The sequence below is a fragment of the Pacificispira sp. HM-600 genome, assembly GCF_977993705.1.
The window spans coordinates 1,444,909-1,467,372 of sequence record NZ_OZ388079.1; the positions used below are offsets into that span (position 1 = coordinate 1,444,909).

Here is a 22,464-nt window from a genome sequence, read left to right on the forward strand (position 1 = left end):
GCTCCTTACGCGGTGGCCGGTGATTTAGCGCTTGCGACGTCGCGTCGGTAGGCCGCCCCAGGATGCTCCGGGGCGAGATGCGGCGTGCCCGTGCCGAGCAACCGCTCGCGCAGCGTCATCGCGGGAAGGTCGGTGGCCACGAGACCGCGCGCACGCAACTCGGGCATCACGAGATCGATGAAACTGTCGAAGGTGCCCGTGTGATCCGGCTGGACGAGGAATCCGTCGGCGTCCGTCGCCTCGATAACGGCCTGCGCCTGGTCGACGACCTGCCCGGCGTCACCGATGAAGGGCGCCCCCATGACGCTGTTGCGCTGGAACTCCTCGAGGATCTCGCGGACGGTCGGTGCGTCGGGACCGAGGAAGCGCTCGACGTTCGTGCGGCCCGTCTGCGTGAGGGCCGCTTCGACGTCGAGTGGTTTGTCGGGATCCATGACCGACAGGTCGAGTCCGGTGAAGAAGGCGTACGAAGCGGCAGCGTCTTCGAGCGACCGCGTCCCCGTCTGGCGGGCACGAAGGGCGTGGGCGGCGGCCTCCGTCTCGGCGACGACGAACGTGCCGGCGATGAGGCACTTGATCGAGCGCGGATCGCGGCCGTACTCCTCGGCACGCCGGCGGATGTCGGCAATCTGGGCCGTGAGCGCCGGTACCTCCGCGGCGAGGAAGACGGCTTCGGCGTACTTTGCGGCCAGGTCACGACCGGGAATGGATGCGCCGGCCTGGAACAACATGGGTGTCCGCTGGGGTCCGGGCGGAACCGTCAGCAAGCCGTTCGCGTCGAAGTGCGGACCGTGGTGCTCGATCTCGCGAACCTTGTCGGGGTCGGCGAAGATCCCGGCCTCTCGGTCGATCACGAGCCCGCCTTCGTCCCAGCATCCCTCCCACAGTTTGAGCGAGAGGTCGACGTGGTCCGCGGCGATCTCATAGCGCAGGTCGTGCTCGGTCATCGGCAACCCGAACAGGCGCGCGGAGGCGTTCTGGCCCGCACCGGTCACGATGTTCCAGCCGATGCGTCCGTTGGTGATGTGGTCGAGGGTTGCCATCTTCCGTGCGACCATCGGGGGTTTCTCAACCGTGGTCGACAGCGTGGTGACGAGGCCGAGCCGTTCCGTCACCGCGGCGAGCGCGGGCAGGATCATCGTGGGATCGGCTTTCGGAAACTGGACTCCGCCGCGCAGGGCCGTCGCCGGGATACCGTCGCCGACGACCGGGTACCCGTAGTCGTCGGCGAAGAACAGGAAGTCGACGCCGGCATCCTCGCATCGGCGGGCCATCGTCAACCAGTGGTTCAGGTCGAGGAAGTCGGTCGCGGTGTTTTCGGGTAGCTTCCATGCCCCCATCAGCCCCGCGCACTGGAACATTCCGATCTTCCACGGCTGCTTCATGCCTTCGGAACCCATGTCTTCACCTCTCGCCACTGAACTGAACAGTTCAAAGCTAGGGTGCGATTGTTTCGCCCGTGTCACCGTCCCGAAAAACCTGGACGACCACGGGTCGGCCGGGTCGGCCTGTCAGGCCGAGGGTACGGAGGCGCGCGCGAGGGCAGCAGTCCCCGAAAGATCCCGGATGGCGTCGCGATACGCCGCGCGCAGCTGAGCGGGGTCAACGCCCGACAACAGCAGAAACTGCAAGCCACGGAACAGCGCGATGACCCGCGTCGCGCCGGACAGGGCGTCCTCGGGCGAGAAACCGTCCGCCAGGAGCGTGTCGCGAACGTCTTCGATCCACTCCCGCCCGACACGCTCGATGAAATCGCCCCAGTCGTCCGGATCGCGCATGGCGATGCCGAACCGCTGGAAGAACAGTCGGACGTACGGCCGGCTGTCGGGGTCGGCGAGATCGTCCCACGCTGTGAGCAAGCGCTGCTCGAGATCCCCCGGCTGGCTCAGTCGGGCGAACATGTCACGCAACCGCGGGAAGCTGTCGAACGCGACGAGCGCCGCCTCGCCGATCAGTTCCTGCTTCGAGCCGAAGTAGTAGAGCAGCATGCGATTGTTCGAGCCGATCGCACGTGAGATCGCACTCAGGCTGAGATCGATGACCCCATCGCGCAGGATGAGGTCGACAACCAAGCCCAGCAGGCGCTGACGCTCCGGCGTGTTCTCCACCCGGCTCATCTTACGGGCGGCGGATCGGAGCCCTGTCGGGTGCCGATCAACCCGCGGTCACGGGGGATGCGATGACGGGGTGCGCCGCGCCGAGCCGGTCATTGCCCGGGGTCTCCGACAGCCGCGCGCGGAGCGTGTTGCCGGCCTCGCCGTCGCGAAGCCGGCCGCGTTCGCGCAGGATCGGCATCACGAGCCGCCCGAAGTCTTCGAGGTCGTGGGGCGCAAAGACCGGCTCGATCAGAAAACCATCGAGGTCGGTCGCGGCGATCAGCGACTCGATCTGATCCGCCACCTGGATCGGGCTTCCGACGATACGGAAGCCGCGCGTCCCCCGGCCGCGCAACTGGTCGAGGATCTCTCGCACGGTCGGCGCACCCGTGCCCTCGGCGTCACCGAGGAAGCGCTCGATGTTGCTCGTACCCATCTGCCCGATGGGCCCGCCGGCATCCAGTACCTGGTGCAGTGTTTTGTCGGGGTCGAGCGCCAGCAGATCGATGCCGGTATTGCCGGCGTACAGCGACGCCACGATCTCGTCGGTCTGCATCGCATCGAATTCGGCTTCGTACCGCAGCGCATCGGCTTCGGTTTCGCCGACAAAGACGGTCAGGCCGCACATCAGGGTGATGGCCTCGGGGTCGCGACCGGCCTCGCTGGCGAGGCGGCGGATATCGGCGACGGCCGCGGCCGTCCGCGCGGGGGTCGTCGCCTGCACGAACACGCACTCGGCGTTCGAGGCGGCGAAAGCTCGGCCAGCCGGTGATGTGCCGGCTTGGAAGAGCACGGGCGTGCGCTGGGGCGAGGGCGGTGCGCCAAAGTATCCTCGCGATCGATAGTGCGCGCCGTCGTAGGTCACGCGGTGCACCCCGTCGCGCCTCGCGAAGACGCCCGACGCGGCGTCGCCGACGAAGGCGTCGTCATCCCACGCGGTTTCCCAGAAGCGAGCGGCGAGTTCCACATACTCCGCCGCCATTTCGTAGCGGGTGTCGTGCGGCACCATGCTGTCGTGACCGAACACGTCGGCGATCGCGTTCTGCGACGCCCCCGTGACGATGTTCCAGCCGATGCGTCCACCCGTCAGATGATCGAGGGTCGAGAGCCGACGGGCGAGCTGAACGGGATGATCCAGGCCCGTCGACTGCGTCACGACGAAGCCGAGCCGGTCGGTGTGCTGGGCGAGGATCGGAATCAGGTAGTCCGGGTCCAGGCTCGGGAAGTTGATGGCCTTCTCGGTCGCCACATGGGGCAAGTCGCCGTCGATCAGCGGATAGCCGTAGCCCCCCGCGAAAAAGAGGAAGTCGAACCCGGTGTCTTCGAGGATCCGCACCATCCGGATCCAATGCTGCGGGTCGAGGTATGACAGGCCCTCGCTGCGCGGGTGCGCCCAACTGTAGGTGCCACCCACCTGGGGGCCCATGACCTCGAAGACGCCGAAGTGCAGTGTCTTGCTCATGCCGCAAGCCATCCGTCGATCGCGGTCTTCGCCGCGGCCTTGACGTCTGCGGGGGCAAGAGTCGTCTCGATCGACGTCCACGCGCACGCGGCGAGCTGCTCGTCGGTCATGCCCAGGCTGGTGCGACACAGTTCGTACTCGGCCAGGATGTCGGGGCCGAACAGGATCGGGTCATCGGCGTTGATCGAGCACCGCACGCCGGCATCCAGCAGGACCGTCAGCGGGTGCTCGCCGATCTCGGCCACGACGTCGAGCAGCACGTTCGACGTCGGGCACACGTCGAGCGGGATGCCGCGCTCAGCCAGGAGTGCCACCAACTCCGGGTCCTCGATCGCCCGCACGCCGTGCAGGATCCGATCCGCCCGGAGGACGTCGATCGCCTCCCAGACGGACTCCGGTCCCACCAGCTCACCCGCATGGGGTGTCGACTGCAGTCCCGCCGCGCGGCCGATCGCGAAGGCATCGGCGAAGTCGGCGCAGGGGAAGCCGCGTTCGTCCGCGGCGAGTCCGAGCGACACGACGCCATCGCCGGCGAACCGCGCCGCGGCACGAGCGACCTCGATCGCGTTCTCGAGCCCGGCGGTGCGATCGATCGTCGGCATGAAACCGAACGCAACGCCGTGGGTCGCCGAAGCGGACCGCGCGAGGTCGAGCATCTCGGCGAGCGATGCCTCGAGCGATCCGTACCGCCCGGCGTAGAAGCGAGGGCTCACTCCGAGCTCGAGATAGGCAACACCCTCCGCCGCCTGATCTTCGAAGATCTGGTCCATCAGGATGCCGAGGTGGTCGGGGTGATCCATGGCCGCGAGCAGACCGCGGTAGGTCTCGCTGAACGCGGTGAACCCGGAGAATCCGCTCGTCACGACGGGCTCGATCCCGAGCGCACCCGACAGGTCGACGAGTGTGCCCGGCCGCATGGCCGCCTCCATGTGGAGATGCAGGTGCCCTTTGGGTAGGGCCTGTAGGTCTCTGACGGTGGCGGCATCGGAGGTGAGGGACTCGGTGAGGGTCATGCGTTTCTCTCTCGCTATCGAAGTGATCGGGGTGGGCGGTGGGGCCCGGGATGAACACCCGAGCCCCACCTCACGGGTTTATTCGAGGCTCGCGTGGGCCGCCTCGAGGTAGCTCATGTCGATGTAGTCGTTCGGGTCCGGAAGATCCGCGTAGCCGGCCGCTTCGAGGCCCGGATACATCAGCTCCAGCATCAGCTCGGGGTCCATCCAGAACAGCGGGTCGCCGTACTCCCCCACGACCAACGGCTGCTGCAGTTCGTTCTCACGGGTCTGCTGGACGATGTCGAGGCCGAGATCGGCGCCGTACTCGTCGACCGACAGCTGGGCTCCGACGGCGAAGTCCTCACCGTTCTCTTCCCAGCCCCGGATGGATGCCCGCAAGAAGCCCTCCATCAGATCGCCGTTCTCTTCGATGTACGCAGAGTCGCCGTAGACGACGTTGCCGTAGAGGGGCATGCCGAGTTCGGCATAGAGGGTCACGACGTAGTCGTCGGGAGAGAGCCCGTACTGCTCCTCGAGCATGATCGGCTGGTTGGTCGCGTAGGCCGTGTATGCCACGCCCTGGCCATCCACGAGCGGGGCGATGTCGTAGCCGACCGGGATGAATTCGTAATCGGGCTCGAGACCCGCGAGCGCGAAGACGGCGTCGTAGTTGATCTGGGTGCCCTCCTGGCCGAGCACCGTCTTTCCGACCATGTCCTCGGCGGAGGTGACGGGATCGTCCGCGAGCGATACAAGCGCGCCAGGACTCTCCTGGAAGAGTGCGCCGATCGCTGTCCAATCGTTTCCGTCGGCGAAGGTCTGCAGCCAGGATTGCGTTCCGGGCACGATGCCGAGGTCGGCATCTCCCGCGGCGACGGTCGCCATGGTGGTGGGAGCGTTCGGCCCACCGCCGATCCACTCGACCTCGATACCTTCTTCGGCGTAGTAGCCCTCGGCATCGGCGATCCAGAATCCGCCCCACTCGACGTTCTTGATCCAGCCGAGCGAGACCCGGATGGTGGTGAGTTCCTCCCCGACCTCCGCACTTTCGGCGTCACCCGCCGCCCCCGCGCAGCCGGCGAGTGCCAGCGAGGCGACGAGCGCGAACGAGGATGCGGTCAAGATGCGCTTGCGGCGCTGTGGTGCGGCGGCTGACAGACGGTGCGACATGTGGCTCCTTGTGTGGGTTGGGGCATCTGGTCGGGCGATTTCGGGTCGAGTGGGCTGTTTTCGGCAAGGCTCCCGCTACGGTCGCGCCCCTGCGCTACCTGGATCGGGACGGATCAGGGATCGAAATGGATCAGGTGACGCGCGCGTCCACGCGACGCTCGAGCACGCGCGCACCCAGGAACACCAGCACGGACGCAATGGTCGCGATGAGGGCCGTCCCCCAGGCCCGCTCCATGTTCATGTAGCTGCGCGACTCGGAGAACAGGGCGCCGAGCCCGTTGGTGCCCATGAGGAACTCTGCGAGCATGGCTGCCAGCACGGCGGTCGGGGCGGTGATGCGCACCGAGATCATGAGGTTCGGCAGTGCATGCAGGATGCCGAGGCGTCCGAGGACCTGCAGCTTGTTTGCGCCCATGACTCGGAACAGATCCGCACCGGCTTCGGGAATCGAAGCCAGTCCCGACAGAGTGAAGACGAAGGCCGGGAAGAAGCAGATCAGCGCGGTCGAGGTGATCACGGCCGCGTCGCCGTAGCCGACGATCCGGGCGATGATCGGGATCATCGCGGTGATCGGAACCGAGCGGATGACGAGGGCGGTCGGTGTCACGACGCCTGACAGCGCGGCCGACCACCACACCGCGATACCGGCGACGAAACCGATGAGGGTGCCGCCGATCAACCCGCCCAGCGAAACACCGAGGGTGTAGAGCACGGAGGGCAGGTAGTCGCCGAATCCCGCCGTGAGGTCGGCGATGACGTTCCACGGGCGAGGGGCGACGGTCGACGTGTAGTCGTTCAAGACGATCCAGAGGTCCCAGGCGATCAGGATCATGGCGATCGGCCAGAGGTGCAGCAGTCCCACCCCGAACGCACGCAGGCGGCTCATGCGAATCTCCGCACGGCGACACGCTGCAGCTGAACGAAGAGCAGGTATGCCGCGAGCGACATGATGGTCGCCGCCAGCGCCGCCGACCAGAGCAGGGCCATCTGGTAGTTCTGCATGGCGCTGACGAGAACCAGTCCCAAGCCCATCGGGGCACCGAACCATTCGCCGATCGTCGCGCCGAGCACCGCGGCGGGAGCTGCGAGCGTCAGGCCGTCGAAGAATGCGGGAATCGCCTGTGGCACTTCGAGCCGGGCGAGGCGCTGGATGCGCTGCGAGCCGAGCACGGTGAACACGTCTTCGTGCGCGGCACTCGTGTGAGCGAAGCCCGAGGTCATCGTGACGAACATGACGAAGCCGACACTGAGTGCCGCGATCACCATCGGCGTATCCTCACGCCCGACGGTCGTGATCAGCAGCGGCGCCAAGGCGATGGTCGGTACCGCGTGCAGGATGGCCGCGAAACGATCGAATCCCGGACGCAGCAGCGGTACCACGAGCGCGAGCGCTGCCCCGATCACGGCAACGGCGACACCGAGGACAAAGCCTTGGGCGGCGGCCGAGAGCGTGACGAGTGCGTTCCGCCAGACGAGGCTCGCGCCGGCCGGCGTCGAGACGTAGGCCACGACATCCGTCAATGGGGGCCACGCCCGGCCGGCGAGCTGGAACTGTCCGATGAGTTCGGCGCCCAGGATCAGCAGCATACTGCCGACGACCCCGTAGATGACCTTCGTGGATCTGCGGGTGGGCTTCACGCCGCAGCACTCTCGCTGGCATCGAGGAGCGAGGTGAGCTCGTCGACGAGAGCATGGAACTCGGGAGAGCGGGTGGTCTCGGCATCCCGGGGACGAGGGAAGTCGACCTTCTTCACCTCGCGGACCTGCCCGGGGCGACCGGTCATCACGATGATCCGATCGGCGAGGATGAGCGCCTCGTCGACATCGTGGGTGACGAGGATCGAGGTGATCTTCTCTTCGCCCCAGATCCGCGCGAGCTCGGCGTTCATCCGGCGTCGGGTAACGGCATCGAGTGCGCCGAATGGTTCGTCGAGGAGGAGCAGATCCGGGCTCAGGACGAGGGCGCGTGCGATGGACACACGCTGACGCATGCCGCCCGAGAGCTGCTTGGGCCGCGCCTTTTCGAAACCGCTGAGCCCGACGAGCTCGATGAGTCCGTCGACCCGGGCATCGTCGACCTTCCGACCGGCGACCTTGTAGGGGAGCGTGATGTTCGAACGCACCGAGGCCCACGGCAGCAGGGCGTGCTCCTGAAAGGCGACGCCGAGCCGGTGCTGCTTCGCCAGCTGACGCGGCTCGGCACCGAAGATCTCAACGGTTCCGTTCGTCGGCTCATCGAGCCCCGCGGCGAGGCGCAGGACCGTCGACTTACCGCACCCGGACGGACCGATGATGGCGACGAACTCGCCCTCCTCGATCTCGATGTCCACCTGCGAGAGGGCCTGCAACTGCTTGCCCCGGCCGAGCGAGAAGATCTTGTCTGCCGCACGGATTGAGACCGCCGTCTTCGGCCCCGGCGCAACTCCGACCCCCGTCGTCGTTGACGGCGCCCGAGTGGCGGTCGCGGTGGGTGCGGTGACGAGTGCAGCAGAGGCCATGGAGGGATCCGTCCGGTCAGGAACTTCCAGATCGAGCCACTCGTACGCTTGCTGCTCCGCCCGAGTGAATTGGTTAGTTCAACCGTAGGAACGTCCTGTTTCGGCCAGGTGACGCGATCGTGCGGACCTTGTTACGTTCTGGACGCCGCCGAAGACCCGGCGCTTGCCTCAGAGCTCGAACTTCTCGTTCTCTGCCTCGAACTCCTCGCCGGTGAGCTTGCTCTTCACGAGCGAGACGAGGGTCGCGACCTTGCCGCCCGGGCTGTCCCAGTACTCGCCGCTCAGCGCATCGATCTTGAGCAGCGCTACGTTCGGGTTGCGCGCGATGTCCTCGACCGCCGATGCGTCCTTGCCGATGATGAACCAGAGGATGAAGCGGTCATGGTGGCGTTTTCCTGCGCGAGGATCCCACGTCTGGGGTTTGTTCGGCACAGTCAAACGCACTCACCACGCCGCGGGTGGGGCGTTGACAGATCCGGCGATCGTGTTGAGCCGGCGCGGCGATCGCGTGGTTGAGGGCCTCGAGGTCGTGGAGCGACGTCATTACTTCACCCATCCCCCAGCGAGAACGAGATCACGTACTACGCTGAAGTCGAAACACCCACTCACCAGCCGATGACATTCGCAGAGGCGCGAACAGAGCCGGCACGGCACATCAGCCGGTCCGCGATGCTGGTGAGGCGATTGGAGGTGCGACCTTGTCGTTTGCAAGCGAGTCCACCCTCACCTACCAGTCACGCGTCGGCGGGGGACGTCTGAACGGCACCATCCGCGCGCTTCTCACTCTCACTGTGCTCGTCAACCTGGTCTACTTCGGCGCGCTCCTGCGTCCTGGCGACCCTGCCTCCGCGCTGGTCAATATAGGGCTGTCGATTACTGCCCAATGGGTCCCGGTCAGTGTTTTCTGGCTCGTTGCGGTGCGAACGGATTTCTCGCGACCGGAGGTGATCCTCGCCGCGGCCGGAGTGACGTTCAACGCCGCCGGTGACACGTTTTACGCCCTCGCGATGGACTCCTCCGGTGAACTCGCCTCGCCATCGCTTGCCGACCTCGGCTACCTCCTCTACTACCCCCTGACGATGGCTGCCCTGCTGGTGTTGGTCGTGCGCCAGTCGCACGGCTCGATGAAATCCGCGCTCTTCGACGGAGCGGTAGCGTCGCTGGGTGCGGCCGCCGTGCTCGCCGTCGTCCTCGGCCCGGTCTTCACAGACGCAACGACGGTCGCTGCCCCGCTCAACGGCGCCATCGCCGCCCTGTACCCCCTCTTCGACCTCCTCCTGATCACCGTTGTCGTGGCCATCTCCGCGTCACCGGCCCTAAGAATCGGACCTCGATGGCAGTTCCTCGTCCTCGGGTTCCTTCTGTTCGCGGGAGCGGACATCGCCTATGCCCTCCTGACACACACGGGCGGATACACCACCGGCACCCCGCTCGACGCCGCGTGGACCGCCGCGATCGCCTGTGCGGCGATCTGGGTGGACGGGGTTACTCGGCTCGCACCCGACCCCCGCCCCACCACCTCGCGCGTGCGAATTCTTCCCGTCCCGGCCCTGGCCGTCCTGGCCGGCCTGGGCGTGCTGCTCTTCGCCACCCAGAACCGTGCGCCCGCGATCGCGTTGGTGCTGGCCGCTGCCACGGTCGCTCTGGCCGCATTCACGGTGATGTCGCGCCACGCGACACTCGCCCGCCTGTTGGAGAGCCAAGAGCACCTGGTACGCCAGCTGAAGAAGCTGGACAAGTCGAAGAACGACGTGATCCATACCGTCAGCCATGAGATGCGGACGCCATTGACCTCGATACTGGGCTATCTCGACCTGGTGCTCGATGACGACGAAGCGCAGCTGCCCCCGGTCACGAAGAACAGGCTGTCGGTGATCGAGCGCAGCGCACGCCGTCTTCAGGACCTCGCGGGCGACATGCTGGTTCTCGAACGGTTCGATTCCGTCGGTGTTGCCCCGAATATCTTGTGCTTCGAGATCGGGCCGATGCTGCACCGAGTCGAGGAATCGCTGCGACCCCTCTCCGACTCTCGAAACGTGAGCCTGCGGATAGGCGGCGCTGTCACGACATTCGTCGAGGGTGATGAGGACCAGCTCGAACAGGCGTTCACGAACGTGATCGAAAATGCGGTGAAGTTCACGCCGACATCGGGGCGCGTCGACGTCGAGGTGATGCCGGCCAGAGCGCCGAACGGCACTCGGAGCGTCACGATCGACGTCACCGACACGGGGATGGGCATCCCGGCGGACGAGATCCCGCTCGTTTTCGACCGCTTCTTCCGAGCGACGAATGCTCAGAACGAAGCGGTGCAGGGAACGGGCCTGGGACTCGCCATCGCCCGCGAGATCGTCCGCGCACATGGAGGCGACATCTCCCTGTCGTCGGCTCTCGGCGAGGGAACGGCTCTCCGCATCGAACTCCCCACGCGGGCAAGCGCGAAAGTAAAAGGCTGACGCCCGCGTCCAACGAGCATTGAGCTTTCGTGGCGGAGAATGGGGTGTGACACTTTTCGTAGACAGTCGTTATGAGGAAGGAACGACAGGACGAGATGTCTACGAATCGAAGGAAGTTCACCGCGGACTTCAAGGCTGACGCGGTCCAGCTCGTAGTGGTCGGGAATCGGCCGATCGCGCAGGTCGCTCGCGAGCTCGAGATCAACGAGAGCTCGCTGGGTACTGGGTCAAGACGTACCGCGAGCAGCACCCTGACCCGGCGTCCGCGCCGGCGCCGGTGGAAGCGGCGCGGATCGTGTTGCTGGAGGCGGAGAACCGGCGGTTGGCGGACCTGACTCGTGCCTCTTTTTCGTGTCCCCCAGATAGCCGACAGATTTCTTAGGTGGCTTTCGGGACACTTGATTGTCGATGGAGCAGGAGGCTCAGTTGAAACTGAGACGGGCATTGGGTTGGACGCTGAGTGTCAGCGGGGCGGCCGCTCTATTGGTATTGCTCACGGTGGTGTCGCTCATCTACCGCAACCCCGCGAATAATTGCCTCTACGCGCAGGCGCCGGAAGGCGCTCTCGTCTCCGAGGCGGCACAACCATCCGGTCGACTCAGCTGGATTCCGCTAGGACTGGAGTGCACGTTCCCGGCAGCGACCGGCGGAACTATTGCTGTTCCTCCGGACCCCTCCTTGACTCTGGGTGCCATCGGATTCTTCGCACTCTTCGGTGTGGGCCTCCTCCTTCTAATTCCGATCCCCCCTAAGCCTCGATCCACCCATGCGGCTGGGTTCTGGGCGAGCGTCGTGACGTAGAAATGCCCCTCAGATCAGGGAGAATAGTGATTATCTAGGCCACTGTTCAAACGATCCGAGAGGCATCTCGTAGATGCAATTCAAGCATGCTCCTGCCGCGGTGTCCGCGGTCTTCGATGATCCGAATCTCGTGTCTTCTGCGGGGCTGGTCCCGATGCTTCGGCTGGCCAGGTCGGCGGGGCTCGACGAGCTCGCGCACGGCCGGCTGTGCGTACCGACGGGCAAAGGGCGCGAACGCGGGCTCGAAGGCGATGGCGCTGGTCGCTGGGATGCTCGCCGGGGCGGATTCGATCGACGGCGCCGTATCGAGACCGAGATCCACGGTCTCATGCAGATGCAGGGGTGATGCCCCTCGGTCTCACCGGTTCTCAGAGTGTTCTCACGTCAGACTTCTGCCGCGTTCAGGGCCTAGATCACGCAGATTAGGGCGGTGTTGCGGCACGGTCGATTCGAGGACGCCGATGCAGAGCACAAACCCAAGTCAGACATGAGAACAACTCGGCACGTCCGGACCGGCGTCAACACGGTTGAAACGAGCCGAACCGGGCCGAAAAAGTACTTGAAACTGGCGGAGACCCTGACCTACCCGTGGGCCGTTCGGATCAGTTGAGTCGGATTCGATTCGTGGCAGAAACGTGGCACGTTCGACGACACGGTTGCGGGCTCGATCGCGCCCAAAGGGCCGATCCCACTAATCCTCAGTCGCCTCGATCATCATGTCGACGGCTTCGATCATGCGGTACCGATCGCGCAGGATGTCGAGGATGTCCTCTGCGGTCATCGCAGGACCGTGGCGCCCGGAACGTCGCGCAATCTCTTGGATGGCGCCCAGGGCGTTGGTCGGGTTGAGCGCAACGGTGTTCTTCGCGAACTCCCGCGCGGTCAGCACTTGGATGCCCATCGGAAGCTTGTCCTGCGGAAAGTGCTTCGTGTTCTCGGTGACGATCGCGCCGGCTCCCGCGATGACGGCCGCGGCGACGACATGCTCGTCGTCTGGATCCGGAAGACCGTACGTCCCTTCCAGTGGCTCCCAGCCTTCGACCGCGGCATCGGCGAACTCGCGACGCATCGCGGCGACGAGCGTCACCGCACGCCGGGCCGCCTCTCCCGCCGACGCTCCCCGCCTGAAGAGCTTGGCCTCCTCGTGGAACTCGAGCTCCTCGAGGATCACGGAACTCCAGGTTGGACGGTAGGCGCCCTCGATTGCGAGGGAAAGCAGAAAGTCGCGTTGCAAACTCGGCCACAGCACGCTGGTGTCGAGGGTCGCCGTGAACACAACCCCATCTTGTCAGCCGGGTGTGATCACTTCCGGGCAGCTCGCGTCACTGCTACCGCCTTCCTCGCCTCCCTCAGGTCCTCCAGCGCCCGCTCGACGTTGTCTTCATCAACGCCGTCGCGGGTCGCCGCTAAGACGTCATACTGACGCTCCCGACGGCGCTCGCGATAGTCGAGCAAATCTGCGAGAAGCACTCGACGATGCGTTCCGACCCTCTCGAACGGGATCTCATCCTCGTCGAGGAGCTTCACAACAGTCGGGCGACTGACGTTGAGCAGGTCGGCCGCCTGCTGCGTCGTCAGACGGGTCGTGTGCGGCACCACCGAGACTGCGAGCCCGCTCCGCATCGCATCCACCACTTTCCGGAGCGCCAAGTAGACCTCTTCCGGAAGCTCCACCTGATCCCCCGGCCGAGTACCCGCGAGGAAGTAGCGCGGCTCTGGAGCGACTCGACCCGCAGCCTCATGAGCCGCGAGAAAGTCCATGATGGGAGCCAGTTCATTGGCCCCGCTCGGGAGATACGTCTCCTCAACGGCTGTAGCGCGAGACACCAGAATCACCTCAATACACGTGAACGCAAGAGTTTGCGTTTTCTGCGATTACGTTATCACGCAGCGCTGACAGGTACGACGCATGGCTGAGCCGGCTCACAAGACTCCAAGTCTGGTGAGCGCGTAGCTCCACGCAATCTGCTCCTGCTCGAGGCGAATGTTGCCCTCGGCGCTCAGCGCCTGGAGCGTTGCGCGTTCGGCGGGCGTGAGTCGCTCGAATACGCCGACATTCGGGTCCGGGTCGAGCCCCCAGAGATCACGGTGCGCAAACAGGGTCACGGCATCCATCAACGCCGACTTTGCCTCCACTCCCCTGGCACGAAGTCGGTTGAGGATGGCGAAGCCAGGCGAATCCAGGTCACCCCAGTACGTGACCGTCCGCGCCCAAGGGAGCGGCTCGGAGGTCAGGGGACCGAGGGGTTCGCGCTCTCGATCCCACGTCCGGCGCCCCGCAAGCGCGTCCTTGCAAAGGCCAGCATGATCAGACAGCGCAGCGCCGACCAGCTCAGCCGGACGATCTGCCCAAGCCACCGAGTACCGCGATCTCGGCAAGAGTGGCAGTTCCGTGGCAGAAGAGCCCGGAAACACCGCTCGATCAGGGTTTTGTGGCGGAGACGGAGGGATTTGAAATCGCGCGGATGGCAAACGTGCTGATCGAAACCGCATGAATCCGCGGCTGCTGATGTCGAGTTCTGCCGGTTCGGTCAGGTCGATGGGGTTCGATTCGTGGCGGAAACGTGGCGGCCACAAAGCTGCCAGTAACCGGTCAGATCCATAGTCGCTCGACCGGCACGGAGTGGATGCGATCGTCAAGTTCGTATCCGATGGTTCCTAGGTGGAAGGCGATCCCAGCAATGAAGGCAGAGCCGAGTCGCTCCCTAAGTTTGCGCATTGGAGCGACCTGCTTGCCATCGACGTGGTCACCGGCCTTCACCTCGATTGCGATAACGGCGCCATCACTGCGTTCGAGCACGAGGTCGACCTCGTCGTTGTCGCGGGTACGCCAGTGACCCGCCGTCACCACATCATCGAGCCATGTCACCTGGCGGAGCACCTCCTGCACAACGAACGACTCCAGCAGGTGCCCGAACTCAGTCAGCGCGGACGGGTCTCGGCGTTCGAGTTTGCTCTCACTGAGGCGCAGCAGCACGGCACCAATCCCGGAATCGACGACGTGAATCTTCGGCGCCGCGACGCTGCGCGAAGAGACAGTCATCCCCCACGCGGGAAGTGTGCTGATCAAGAAGAGGGACTCGAGAAGCGCGACGTAGGAGCTGATGGTGGTCCGGGACGCGTCCAGCCCTTGAGCGATCTTGCTTAGGTTGAGCAAACCAGCGGTCTGGGATGCAACGCGCGTAAGCACCTGCGGCAAGTCGGCCTTACGGGAGATGCGGCGCAGCTCTCCGGCATCCTTCTCGAGAGATTGTCGGATGTGCCCTTGCACCCATCTGTCACGCGCGGGGATCGACGGAGCGGCAAGCGCCAGCGGCATTCCACCCTGCATCACCCGCCGGACGTAGTCGAGCCGGCCCGCCGCGCCTGCCCGAGGGCTGTGCCGAATCTCGCCCGCGAAAGCCCGTTCGACGAAATGGTTATCCGTGGCATCGATCTCAGTCTGGGTGAATGGCATCACCGCGAGACGCTGGAGCCGGCCAGTGAGTGCCTGGGTACCCGCCGGCAAGGAGTCGTAGCTCGCCGATCCGGCAAGCACGAACATGCCCGGGTGCGTCTCTCTGTTCAGCCGAGCCTTGATGGCATCGAGGAGCTCGGGCGCCTTCTGGTACTCATCGATCAGCACCGGCAACGCCTCGCCCGTCACCGCAGTCGGCGAGACCTGCACCAAACGCAGGTACTCCCGTTCGTCGAGATCGAAGATCGGCGCGCCCGTCTGGGTCGCGAGTTCAGCGAGCAGAGTCGACTTCCCGACGCTGCGGGGACCTTCCAGAAGGAGCACCGGCGTCTCGTCGACGCGTTGCCGAACGACCGGACTCAGTCGTCGCGCGATGAACTTGCTCACTCACGAAGCGTACACCGAGACTGGCGTTCAGCCGAATCGATAACTGACATATGGCCGCATGTTATCGTGGCATTCAGCCGAACAGCCCGAGGCCGTGTGCGAGTGGATGTCATCGCGTTCGAAGATGTGCCCCAGAACGGAGTCGAGTTCAGCGTTCATCAGCGGCCGCCATGACGATCACGAGGCCAATACACGCCGTCAACAGCTTGCATTGGCACGCGCATCCGACAGCCCACTCGGGATCGAGAGAACAAACACCTTCGTCCGAGGTCAGGGGACGCGGATGCCGGCATCCGCGAGCGCGTCGCGGGCACGGCCCCAGCGGCGGTCATCCGAGAAGAGCTGCCACGGGGCAACGAGGCCCTCCTCGTGGACGAGGTCACGGAATCGCCGGAACGCGCCGCTGCCCTCGATCGCGTGGGTGAGTCGGTCGCGGAGCGCACGATCGCGTTGACGGAGCGCAAACTCCTGCATGTCCTCCCACGCATCCGGCGATCCGGTGCGCTCGAGCCAGACCCACTGGTCGGGTTCTGCGTCGACGTCGATGGCGGCATCCTCCCCCACCAGCGCCGGGTCGGTGAGGTCACCGCTGTAGACCTCACCGGTCAGGATGTCGATGTAGACCGTGCTCGACTCACCCAGATCCCCTTCCAGGAGCATGCTGAGCGCGTCGAGATCGACCGGGGCAGTTCGGGCCGTCGGTGGCTCGCGCCGCAGCAGCGCCAACAGGTCTTCCGCCAACACCCCGTCGCCAGGGCCGCTCCGCCACGTGAGCCGGTTGATCACCGAGAGCGCCACCGCCTCCGCCTGCAGTCGTCGACTGCGTAGCGCCATCGCCATTCCGGAGCCGAGTTGCTGGAGCGCGTCATCGATCTCCCTCCCGGTGAGCGCGTCGAGGAAACCGGCTGAATCACCTGCAGCGACGGCCGCACGCACGGCCCGCACATCGAGTTCCGGGACAGCGCCCCCAGCGGGCCACTGATTCGTCCCCATGGGATGGAGAACGCTTGGCTGCTCTGGCGTAGGCGTTTCGCCGTCGTCACTTGCCCAGTTTCTGCCGTACTGGTCAGGGATACTCCCCCATCCCCAGTAGGGCAACGGCTTGTCCGGCACGATCCCGAGCTCGTCGAGCGGGTCGATTTTGCGCTCACCGACCACGCATCGGTGCACCCAGTTGTCGCCGAGATCGAACGTGTACTGGAACTCGGCACCGAGTGACAGGAACCGTCCCACCTTCACCGACGCGATATCCAGCGCGGCCACGACTGGCCCGAAGGAACTGGATGCCATCTCCTGCCCGGTCTCGCCATCGGTGAGCACGCGACCATCGGCAAGCGTGAACACCTGGAGGTGCGCGCGATCCCACCGCGCGAACGCGTCATCGATCGCATCCGCCAGATCGCTGAACGTGTGCGAGGGTGCCACTGCGAACACCCGACCCGGCCACGGCCACAACTCCTCACCCCGCCCACCCAGAAGCTCCACCGTCACCGACAGCCACGTACGCGCCATGAATCGAGCATGACACGGCACGCAATCAGCGGCAGCGGCTCTTCCGCGTCTCGTCGCTCGCGGCGTTGCGCCGCACCCGGAGACGGAGGGATTCCGCCTACCGGTCTCGAGACCGAGGCGCGCGTACCCTCCGTCTCCTTCGTGGCAGATTCGTGGCACAACGCACACGACTGAGCGATCTGCTCGCCACCAGGCTGACAGCCCCCACAATGTGTACGACATGAGGGTGCGCGTGAGAACTTAGGCTGATCAGGGATTCATTTCTGCCACGATTTGCCATGAAGCGAACCGGGCCGAAACGGGCTCACCTGATCGAAACGAGCCCACCTGAGCGGAGACGGAGGGATTTGAACCCTCGGACCCCGTGAGGGGTCTCCACCTTAGCAGGGTGGTGCACTAGGCCGGACTATGCGACGTCTCCCAGGCATTCCGACGCGGACGTCCGCGAATGCACTCGGCAATACTAACCCGAACGTGCGCCTCATCACGAAGCGAGGCGCACCTCGGTCAGCGGACGTTGCCGTTCGAGCAGGTCTCCTGCGCCGCCGTCTGGCCAGTGACTGCGGGCGGCAGAGCGATCGCTTCCTCGGAAGGATCAACCGGCGTGCCCGGAGTCGCGGCTTCCGTTGGCTCGGCCGGGTCGGTGGGCGCGGGCGTCTCGACGATCACGCCGTCGCCCTGACCCGATTTGCCCGTGAGCTGCAGAGGTCGGTTGGTTTCGAGCGCCGCCCACAGGGAGTCCGCGGCAGTGTAGTTCGGGACGACCTTGTCGGGATCGGCGGCGTCGCCGTTCACCGGATAAGAGATGAAGACAATCTCGTCGAACGGAACATTCTTGACCGCGAGCGCGATCTGCGTGAGGGTCAACGGGTTGCGGAGCGTCTGACTCGGGGTGACGTTGGAGAGGGCTGTCGTCGCGAGCCCGAACAGCGTCGTCGGGTTCGACAGCACTTCTTCACTGACGAGCTTGCGGGCCAGCCGCGACATGTACTGCTGTTGGTTCGAGATGCGCCCGAGATCTCCGCCGTTGCCGACGCCGTGCCGGGTGCGCAGGAACTGCAGCGCCTCAAGTCCGACGAGGGACTTGTTGCCCTCGGGCCAGTCGATGCCGGTGTAGGGGTCCTTGATGCCGTTGGCGATACACACCTCGACGCCGCCGACAGCGTTGGTGATCTCGATCACACCGCCCCACGTGACAGCGGCCGCAAAGGGGATGTTCTGACCCGTCAGCTCCGAGATCGTCTTGACGGCACAGGACAAGCCGCCATAGGAGAACGTCGAGTTCAGCGGCTGCTTCGTCATCGCGGAAGTCGTGCGACCTGTATCGGGGTCCGTGCACTCCGGGATCGGGATCATCAGGTCGCGCGGAAAGCTGATCACCGTGACGCGACGGGGCTCGTCGGAAATGTGTATGAGCATGTTCACATCGTTGAGTTCGCCGCCGGCATCCGCCCCCGTGCAACGGTCGCCGAAGTACGCGGCGTAGTCGGGCTCACACGCATCCGTGCCCGCGACAAACAGATTGACGCCACCTTCGATCTCGCCGATGTCGGGCGGAACGGACTCCTGCCCTTCGAGTTCGACGGCGCTCGCCGAGAAGTCCGCGACAGCCGTGTAGGTCGTGTAACCGATGACCCCGACCCCGCTTACGAGGACGACCGCGAGCGCGACCGCGACAAATCGCGCGATCTGCCCACCGACGCTCGGGGACGAGAGGTTGCCGTGACGCGCGACGGTCTTGCGTCGCTTCGCGTCCTGCCTTTTCGAGGCCTCGGTCGTCTCGCTCACTCGCGTCCTTTCGGCGGTCGGGTCCGCCGGGTAATTATGCGGAGGGTGTGGGATTCGAACCCACGGGACATTGCTGCCCACTGGTTTTCAAGACCAGGTCCATCGGCCGCTCGGACAACCCTCCCGGCGAAGAGCCTCAGCACTTCGTCGACAGGCACCGAGTGTACTCGACAGACAGTTGCGGCTTATTTTCGCAGGAAGTGCTGGCAAGGCCCTGAAAGCGGATGCCTCGGCGCGGCGGAACGGGATTGACCCGGGTCCGCGGCACCATCACCGGGGCTACAGGCGGCGGAGGATGTCCGAGACGCCGCCTTCTTGCACCGAGAGCGTGATCTCGCCCGCGGCATCCAGAACCTCTTGGGGGCCCTGAGCCATCGCGATCGCACGACCGCCCTTTTCGAGCGCCCAGCGGAACATGCCGACGTCGTTGCGACCGTCGCCCATCACAAGCACCCGGTCGGGGGGAATGTCGAGCCACCGGCGCACGAGCTCGAGCGCGGTGCCCTTATCGACTCCCTGCGGTGCGATGTCGAGCCAGGCGGTCCAGCCGATCGCGTACGACACCTGGGTGAGACCGATCTCGTCGACGAGGCGCAGGAAGTCACCCTCGGCGTGCTCGGGCGACACGACGACGACACGCGAAACGGGGTGCTTGCCGAGCTCCTCGAACGGCACGCGGTGCGCCGCGAGCAGGTTCCAGTCCTCGAGATAGTCGGTGTAGTACCGCTCACCACCGGGAAGCTCCACCAGGTACTTCGCATCGGGCAGGTGTTGCCGCAGCAGCGTCAGCACCTCGGTCGCATCGAACGTCTCGGTGTGTACACGCTCGTAGTGCACCTGTCCGGTGTCACGGCGCTGCAGCACAACGGCGCCGTTCGAGCACACGACGTACTCGGGATCGAGTTCGAGCACGCGCAGGATGCCTCGGGTGCCTTCCCAGCTGCGCCCCGTCGCGAGCATGACCTCGTTGCCCGCCGCACGGGCGTCGGCGACGGCCTCGACGATCCCGGGGCTGAGGGTTTCGTCTTCGAGCAGGATCGTGCCGTCGATATCGAGCACGATCAGCAACGGAAGGGTCGTGACCTCGGGGTCGGCGGAGTCGTGGGCGACGTGCTCGATGATCTCGGCGGCTTCGTCGCGCTCGACGACCTCGACCTCCCCGGTGTCGGGGATGCGGGCGTCCACGTCGTCGCTGCTCGCGTCGTGAGCTTCGATCACGCGATCGGCTCCAGGACCTCGAGCCCACCCAGGTACGGGCGGAGCGGCTCGGGCACCCATACCGCACCGTCGGCACGCTGGTGCGTCTCGAGTAACGCCACGATCCAGCGGGTGGTCGCGAGCGTCCCGTTCAGCGTCGCAACCGGCTGCGTGCGTCCGCCGTCGGGGCGGTGACGGATGTCGAGGCGACGTGACTGGTACGTCGTGCAGTTACTCGTCGAGGTCAGTTCGCGATAGGCATCCTGCGTCGGAATCCACGCCTCGATGTCGAACTTGCGCGCCGCGGAAGAGCCGAGGTCGCCGGCCGCTACATCGATGACGCGGTACGTCAGCCCGAGCTTGCCGAGCATCTCTTCCTGCCAGCCCAGCAGACGCTCGTGTTCGGCCTCGGCCTCTTCGGGCGTCGTGTAGACGAACATCTCCAGCTTGTTGAACTGGTGCACACGGATGATGCCGCGGGTGTCCTTGCCGTGTGACCCGGCCTCGCGCCGATAGCAGGTCGACCATCCGGCGTACCGCAGAGGACCATCCGTCAGGTCGAGGATCTCGTCCTTGTGGTACCCGGCGAGCGCGACCTCGCTCGTGCCCGTCAGATACAGGTCGTCGTCGGGCAGGTGGTAGACCTCGTCCGAGTGTTCGCCGAGGAACCCCGTGCCGCGCATGATCTCGGGGCGGACGAGCGTCGGGGTGATGAGTGGCACGAACCCGGCCTCGAGGGCCGAGTTCAGGGCCAGATTCATGAGCGCGATCTCGAGGCGCGCGCCGATGCCCGTCAAAAAGTAGAAGCGTGCACCCGAGACCTTGGCCCCGCGCTCCATGTCGATGGCACCGAGCATCTCGCCGAGCTCGAGGTGATCGCGAGGCGTGAAGTCGAAGGTCGGGATCTCGCCGACACGGCGAATCTCGACGAAGTCGGCCTCGCCACCCGCGGGCACCCCGTCGATGATGATGTTCTCGATCTTGGCAAAGGCGGCATCCGCGGCCTCTTCCGCAACGGCGACGGCGGCCTGCGCCTGCTTGACACGGTCGGCCAGGCCTTTGGCCTCCGCGACGAGCGCAGCCTTCTCGTCCTTCGGCGCCTTGGCGACGTCCTTGCCGAACGCGTTCTGTGCGGCACGCAGCTCTTCGAACGCGGTGATCGCGGCGCGACGCTCGCGATCCGCGACGAGCGCGACGTCCACGGTTTCGGGCGAGTGCCCGCGGGCGACCTGGGAGCGAGTGACGAGGTCGGGGGCGTCGCGAAGAAGCACGGGGTCGATCATCCGTCAAGTCTAGTTGCGCGAATACCACGCGATCCCCGGCGTGGCGCCCGCGGAGCCTAGGGTGGGGAACATGACTGCGGCCTCATCCCCTCCCCCCGACGACGCCGCGGAGACGCCGGACGACGCGCCCGTGAATACCGAGGTGCCGGACGACGCGAAGAGCCTCGATGACGTCGATGGACTGCCGGAGGGCTTCGACGACGACTCGGAGCCGGTGGACGGCCCGGAGAACGAGCCCGACCCCGAAGAAGCGGCAAAACCCGACGGCGTCATCCGCGAACCCGAGGACGTCGAGCCCGACACGACGGACGGCGAGACCGGAGAAGCTCGCCAGGTCACGCCCGAGGGTGAGACGACCACGATGGATGCCGAGGACCCGCGTCCGAAGAAGCGCGCCGCGCTCGTCTACAACCCCATCAAGGTCGACAAGGACCGGCTCCGTGACCAGGTGACGCGGCTTTCCGCGGAAGCCGATTGGGCCGAGCCCCTGTTCTTCGAGACGACCGTCGACGACCTCGGCGATGACGTCACCCGGCAGGCCCTCGCCGAGGGCGTCGACGCCGTGATGGTCGCGGGCGGCGACGGCACGGTGCGTGCAGTGTCCGAGGCCATGTCGGGTACCGGAGTCGCCCTCACCATCGTGCCGAGCGGCACGGGCAACCTTCTTGCGCGCAACCTCGGCCTGCCCCTCGGGGACTCCGAGCCCATGGTGGCGGCGACCTTCACCGGCACGACGCATCCGGTCGACATCGGATTCGCCGACATCCGCCGGGTCGACGGCAGCCGCGAACGCCATGCGTTCGTCGTGATGGCTGGGATCGGGCTGGATGCCGCGATGATCGCCAACACCAACTCGCAGCTGAAGAAGACCGTCGGCTGGGTCGCGTATGTCGACGGTGCGGCGCGCTCGCTCGCCACCGCCAAGCCCTTCCGCGTGATGTACCAGATGGAGAGCGGCCGCCTGCACGCCGCCAAGGTGCAGAGCGTACTGTTCGCGAATTGCGGCGCCCTTCCCGCTGGCATCGCGCTGATTCCGGAGGCGTCCATCGTCGACGGATTGCTGGACGTCGCTGTCATCCAGCCTTCCGGATGGTTCGGATGGCTGGGCGTCTGGCGCAAGGTCTGGTGGGACAACAGCGTGCTCCGCCGATTCCGCGCCGGTCGTCGCGTGCTCGAGCGCCGAGGTCGCAACAGCTCGGTGCGCTTCCTGCAGGGCGAGGGCATCGAGCTGGCGACATCGCCCGCCCAGCCGATCGAGCTCGATGGAGACGAACTCGGCGAAGCCGTACGCATCCGCTGCACCATCGAACAGGGCGGCCTGAGCATCGTCGTGCCCCAGGGCCACGACACGTCCGACTTCTGACG

The 22,464-nt window shown here is 65.8% G+C and carries 19 protein-coding genes, 2 tRNA genes and 2 pseudogenes; 4 read left to right on the forward strand and 19 right to left on the reverse strand.

What is annotated here, in order from left to right:
• Positions 1 to 5: 5 nt before the first annotated feature.
• The 9 genes from ACXZ1E_RS06850 to ACXZ1E_RS06890 all read right to left on the reverse strand — a co-directional run bounded on the left by ACXZ1E_RS06850 (position 6) and on the right by ACXZ1E_RS06890 (position 8,653).
• Positions 6 to 1,400 carry an NtaA/DmoA family FMN-dependent monooxygenase gene (locus tag ACXZ1E_RS06850; RefSeq protein WP_458042622.1) on the reverse strand — a complete coding sequence of 465 codons (1,395 nt, stop codon included), beginning with the start codon at positions 1,398 to 1,400 and terminating at the stop codon, positions 6 to 8.
• A 111-nt stretch (positions 1,401 to 1,511) separates the two neighbouring features.
• Positions 1,512 to 2,108, reverse strand: coding sequence for a TetR/AcrR family transcriptional regulator (locus ACXZ1E_RS06855; RefSeq protein ID WP_051513751.1), 597 nt, complete (start codon positions 2,106 to 2,108; stop codon positions 1,512 to 1,514).
• Between the two features lie 46 nt (positions 2,109 to 2,154).
• On the reverse strand, positions 2,155 to 3,558 hold the full coding sequence (locus ACXZ1E_RS06860; RefSeq protein ID WP_458042623.1) for an NtaA/DmoA family FMN-dependent monooxygenase: 1,404 nt from the start codon (positions 3,556 to 3,558) through the stop codon (positions 2,155 to 2,157).
• Positions 3,555 to 4,571, reverse strand: a complete 1,017-nt coding sequence (gene add, locus ACXZ1E_RS06865) for an adenosine deaminase (RefSeq protein ID WP_458042624.1) — start codon at positions 4,569 to 4,571, stop codon at positions 3,555 to 3,557. The genes ACXZ1E_RS06860 and add overlap by 4 nt, the downstream gene beginning before the upstream one ends.
• Positions 4,572 to 4,649: 78 nt before the next feature.
• On the reverse strand, positions 4,650 to 5,723 hold the full coding sequence (locus tag ACXZ1E_RS06870) for an ABC transporter substrate-binding protein (RefSeq protein WP_458042625.1): 1,074 nt from the start codon (positions 5,721 to 5,723) through the stop codon (positions 4,650 to 4,652).
• A gap of 130 nt (positions 5,724 to 5,853) precedes the next feature.
• Positions 5,854 to 6,609, reverse strand: a complete 756-nt coding sequence (locus tag ACXZ1E_RS06875) for an ABC transporter permease (protein ID WP_458042626.1) — start codon at positions 6,607 to 6,609, stop codon at positions 5,854 to 5,856.
• Positions 6,606 to 7,361 carry an ABC transporter permease gene (locus tag ACXZ1E_RS06880; RefSeq protein WP_458042627.1) on the reverse strand — a complete coding sequence of 252 codons (756 nt, stop codon included), beginning with the start codon at positions 7,359 to 7,361 and terminating at the stop codon, positions 6,606 to 6,608. Before ACXZ1E_RS06880 ends, ACXZ1E_RS06875 begins: the two co-directional genes overlap by 4 nt.
• Complete coding sequence (locus tag ACXZ1E_RS06885) at positions 7,358 to 8,221, reverse strand: ABC transporter ATP-binding protein (RefSeq protein ID WP_458042628.1); 864 nt, start codon at positions 8,219 to 8,221, stop codon at positions 7,358 to 7,360. The genes ACXZ1E_RS06880 and ACXZ1E_RS06885 overlap by 4 nt, the downstream gene beginning before the upstream one ends.
• 168 nt (positions 8,222 to 8,389) lie before the next feature.
• Complete coding sequence (locus ACXZ1E_RS06890; protein ID WP_458042629.1) at positions 8,390 to 8,653, reverse strand: pyridoxamine 5'-phosphate oxidase family protein; 264 nt, start codon at positions 8,651 to 8,653, stop codon at positions 8,390 to 8,392.
• A 266-nt stretch (positions 8,654 to 8,919) separates the two neighbouring features.
• On the opposite strand from ACXZ1E_RS06890, the gene ACXZ1E_RS06895 reads away from it, so the two are divergent.
• The 3 genes and pseudogenes from ACXZ1E_RS06895 to ACXZ1E_RS06905 form a co-directional block, all read left to right on the forward strand.
• Complete coding sequence (locus ACXZ1E_RS06895; protein ID WP_458042630.1) at positions 8,920 to 10,674, forward strand: sensor histidine kinase; 1,755 nt, start codon at positions 8,920 to 8,922, stop codon at positions 10,672 to 10,674.
• A gap of 95 nt (positions 10,675 to 10,769) precedes the next feature.
• Positions 10,770 to 11,005: pseudogene (locus tag ACXZ1E_RS06900) on the forward strand (transposase); the annotation flags it as partial.
• Positions 11,006 to 11,548: 543 nt separating this feature from the next.
• Positions 11,549 to 11,771: pseudogene (locus ACXZ1E_RS06905) on the forward strand (IS1380 family transposase); the annotation flags it as partial.
• Between the two features lie 395 nt (positions 11,772 to 12,166).
• Here ACXZ1E_RS06905 and ACXZ1E_RS06910 read toward each other — a convergent pair.
• The 10 genes from ACXZ1E_RS06910 to serS all read right to left on the reverse strand — a co-directional run bounded on the left by ACXZ1E_RS06910 (position 12,167) and on the right by serS (position 21,099).
• A complete protein-coding gene (locus tag ACXZ1E_RS06910) occupies positions 12,167 to 12,751 on the reverse strand; it encodes a PIN domain-containing protein (RefSeq protein ID WP_458042631.1) in 585 nt (194 codons plus the stop codon).
• Positions 12,752 to 12,777: 26 nt separating this feature from the next.
• Positions 12,778 to 13,236: an excisionase family DNA-binding protein gene (locus tag ACXZ1E_RS06915; RefSeq protein ID WP_458042632.1), complete on the reverse strand. Its 459-nt coding sequence runs from the start codon at positions 13,234 to 13,236 to the stop codon at positions 12,778 to 12,780.
• 162 nt (positions 13,237 to 13,398) lie between these two features.
• On the reverse strand, positions 13,399 to 13,968 hold the full coding sequence (locus ACXZ1E_RS06920) for a Wadjet anti-phage system protein JetD domain-containing protein (protein ID WP_458042887.1): 570 nt from the start codon (positions 13,966 to 13,968) through the stop codon (positions 13,399 to 13,401).
• A gap of 100 nt (positions 13,969 to 14,068) precedes the next feature.
• A complete protein-coding gene (locus tag ACXZ1E_RS06925; RefSeq protein WP_458042633.1) occupies positions 14,069 to 15,319 on the reverse strand; it encodes an ATP-binding protein in 1,251 nt (416 codons plus the stop codon).
• Positions 15,320 to 15,589: 270 nt separating this feature from the next.
• Positions 15,590 to 16,831 carry an IS1096 element passenger TnpR family protein gene (locus tag ACXZ1E_RS06930; protein ID WP_458042634.1) on the reverse strand — a complete coding sequence of 414 codons (1,242 nt, stop codon included), beginning with the start codon at positions 16,829 to 16,831 and terminating at the stop codon, positions 15,590 to 15,592.
• A 332-nt stretch (positions 16,832 to 17,163) separates the two neighbouring features.
• Positions 17,164 to 17,252: transfer RNA gene (locus tag ACXZ1E_RS06935), tRNA-Ser, on the reverse strand.
• Between the two features lie 86 nt (positions 17,253 to 17,338).
• Complete coding sequence (locus ACXZ1E_RS06940; RefSeq protein ID WP_458042635.1) at positions 17,339 to 18,700, reverse strand: LCP family protein; 1,362 nt, start codon at positions 18,698 to 18,700, stop codon at positions 17,339 to 17,341.
• Positions 18,659 to 18,743: transfer RNA gene (locus ACXZ1E_RS06945), tRNA-Ser, on the reverse strand. Before ACXZ1E_RS06945 ends, ACXZ1E_RS06940 begins: the two co-directional genes overlap by 42 nt.
• Positions 18,744 to 18,898: 155 nt before the next feature.
• Entirely contained in the window at positions 18,899 to 19,837 is a 939-nt protein-coding gene (locus ACXZ1E_RS06950; RefSeq protein ID WP_458042636.1) for an HAD family hydrolase, read from the reverse strand.
• On the reverse strand, positions 19,834 to 21,099 hold the full coding sequence (gene serS / locus ACXZ1E_RS06955; RefSeq protein ID WP_458042637.1) for a serine--tRNA ligase: 1,266 nt from the start codon (positions 21,097 to 21,099) through the stop codon (positions 19,834 to 19,836). The genes ACXZ1E_RS06950 and serS overlap by 4 nt, the downstream gene beginning before the upstream one ends.
• A gap of 70 nt (positions 21,100 to 21,169) precedes the next feature.
• Here serS and ACXZ1E_RS06960 point away from each other — a divergent pair, with 70 nt between their 5' ends.
• A complete protein-coding gene (locus ACXZ1E_RS06960; RefSeq protein ID WP_458042638.1) occupies positions 21,170 to 22,462 on the forward strand; it encodes a diacylglycerol kinase family protein in 1,293 nt (430 codons plus the stop codon).
• Positions 22,463 to 22,464: the final 2 nt, after the last annotated feature.

Bases quoted from the DNA above. Each gene is read 5' to 3' on its own strand.
- ACXZ1E_RS06915 (WP_458042632.1), bottom strand. From the start codon at position 13,236: ATGGACTTTCTCGCGGCTCATGAGGCTGCGGGTCGAGTCGCTCCAGAG.
- ACXZ1E_RS06875 (WP_458042626.1), bottom strand. From the start codon at position 6,609: ATGAGCCGCCTGCGTGCGTTCGGGGTGGGACTGCTGCACCTCTGGCCG.
- ACXZ1E_RS06850 (WP_458042622.1), bottom strand. From the start codon at position 1,400: ATGGGTTCCGAAGGCATGAAGCAGCCGTGGAAGATCGGAATGTTCCAG.
- serS (WP_458042637.1), bottom strand. From the start codon at position 21,099: ATGATCGACCCCGTGCTTCTTCGCGACGCCCCCGACCTCGTCACTCGC.
- ACXZ1E_RS06870 (WP_458042625.1), bottom strand. From the start codon at position 5,723: ATGTCGCACCGTCTGTCAGCCGCCGCACCACAGCGCCGCAAGCGCATC.
- ACXZ1E_RS06920 (WP_458042887.1), bottom strand. From the start codon at position 13,968: ATGCGGTTTCGATCAGCACGTTTGCCATCCGCGCGATTTCAAATCCCT.
- ACXZ1E_RS06930 (WP_458042634.1), bottom strand. From the start codon at position 16,831: ATGGCGCGTACGTGGCTGTCGGTGACGGTGGAGCTTCTGGGTGGGCGG.
- ACXZ1E_RS06860 (WP_458042623.1), bottom strand. From the start codon at position 3,558: ATGAGCAAGACACTGCACTTCGGCGTCTTCGAGGTCATGGGCCCCCAG.
- ACXZ1E_RS06885 (WP_458042628.1), bottom strand. From the start codon at position 8,221: ATGGCCTCTGCTGCACTCGTCACCGCACCCACCGCGACCGCCACTCGG.
- ACXZ1E_RS06960 (WP_458042638.1), top strand. From the start codon at position 21,170: ATGACTGCGGCCTCATCCCCTCCCCCCGACGACGCCGCGGAGACGCCG.
- add (WP_458042624.1), bottom strand. From the start codon at position 4,571: ATGACCCTCACCGAGTCCCTCACCTCCGATGCCGCCACCGTCAGAGAC.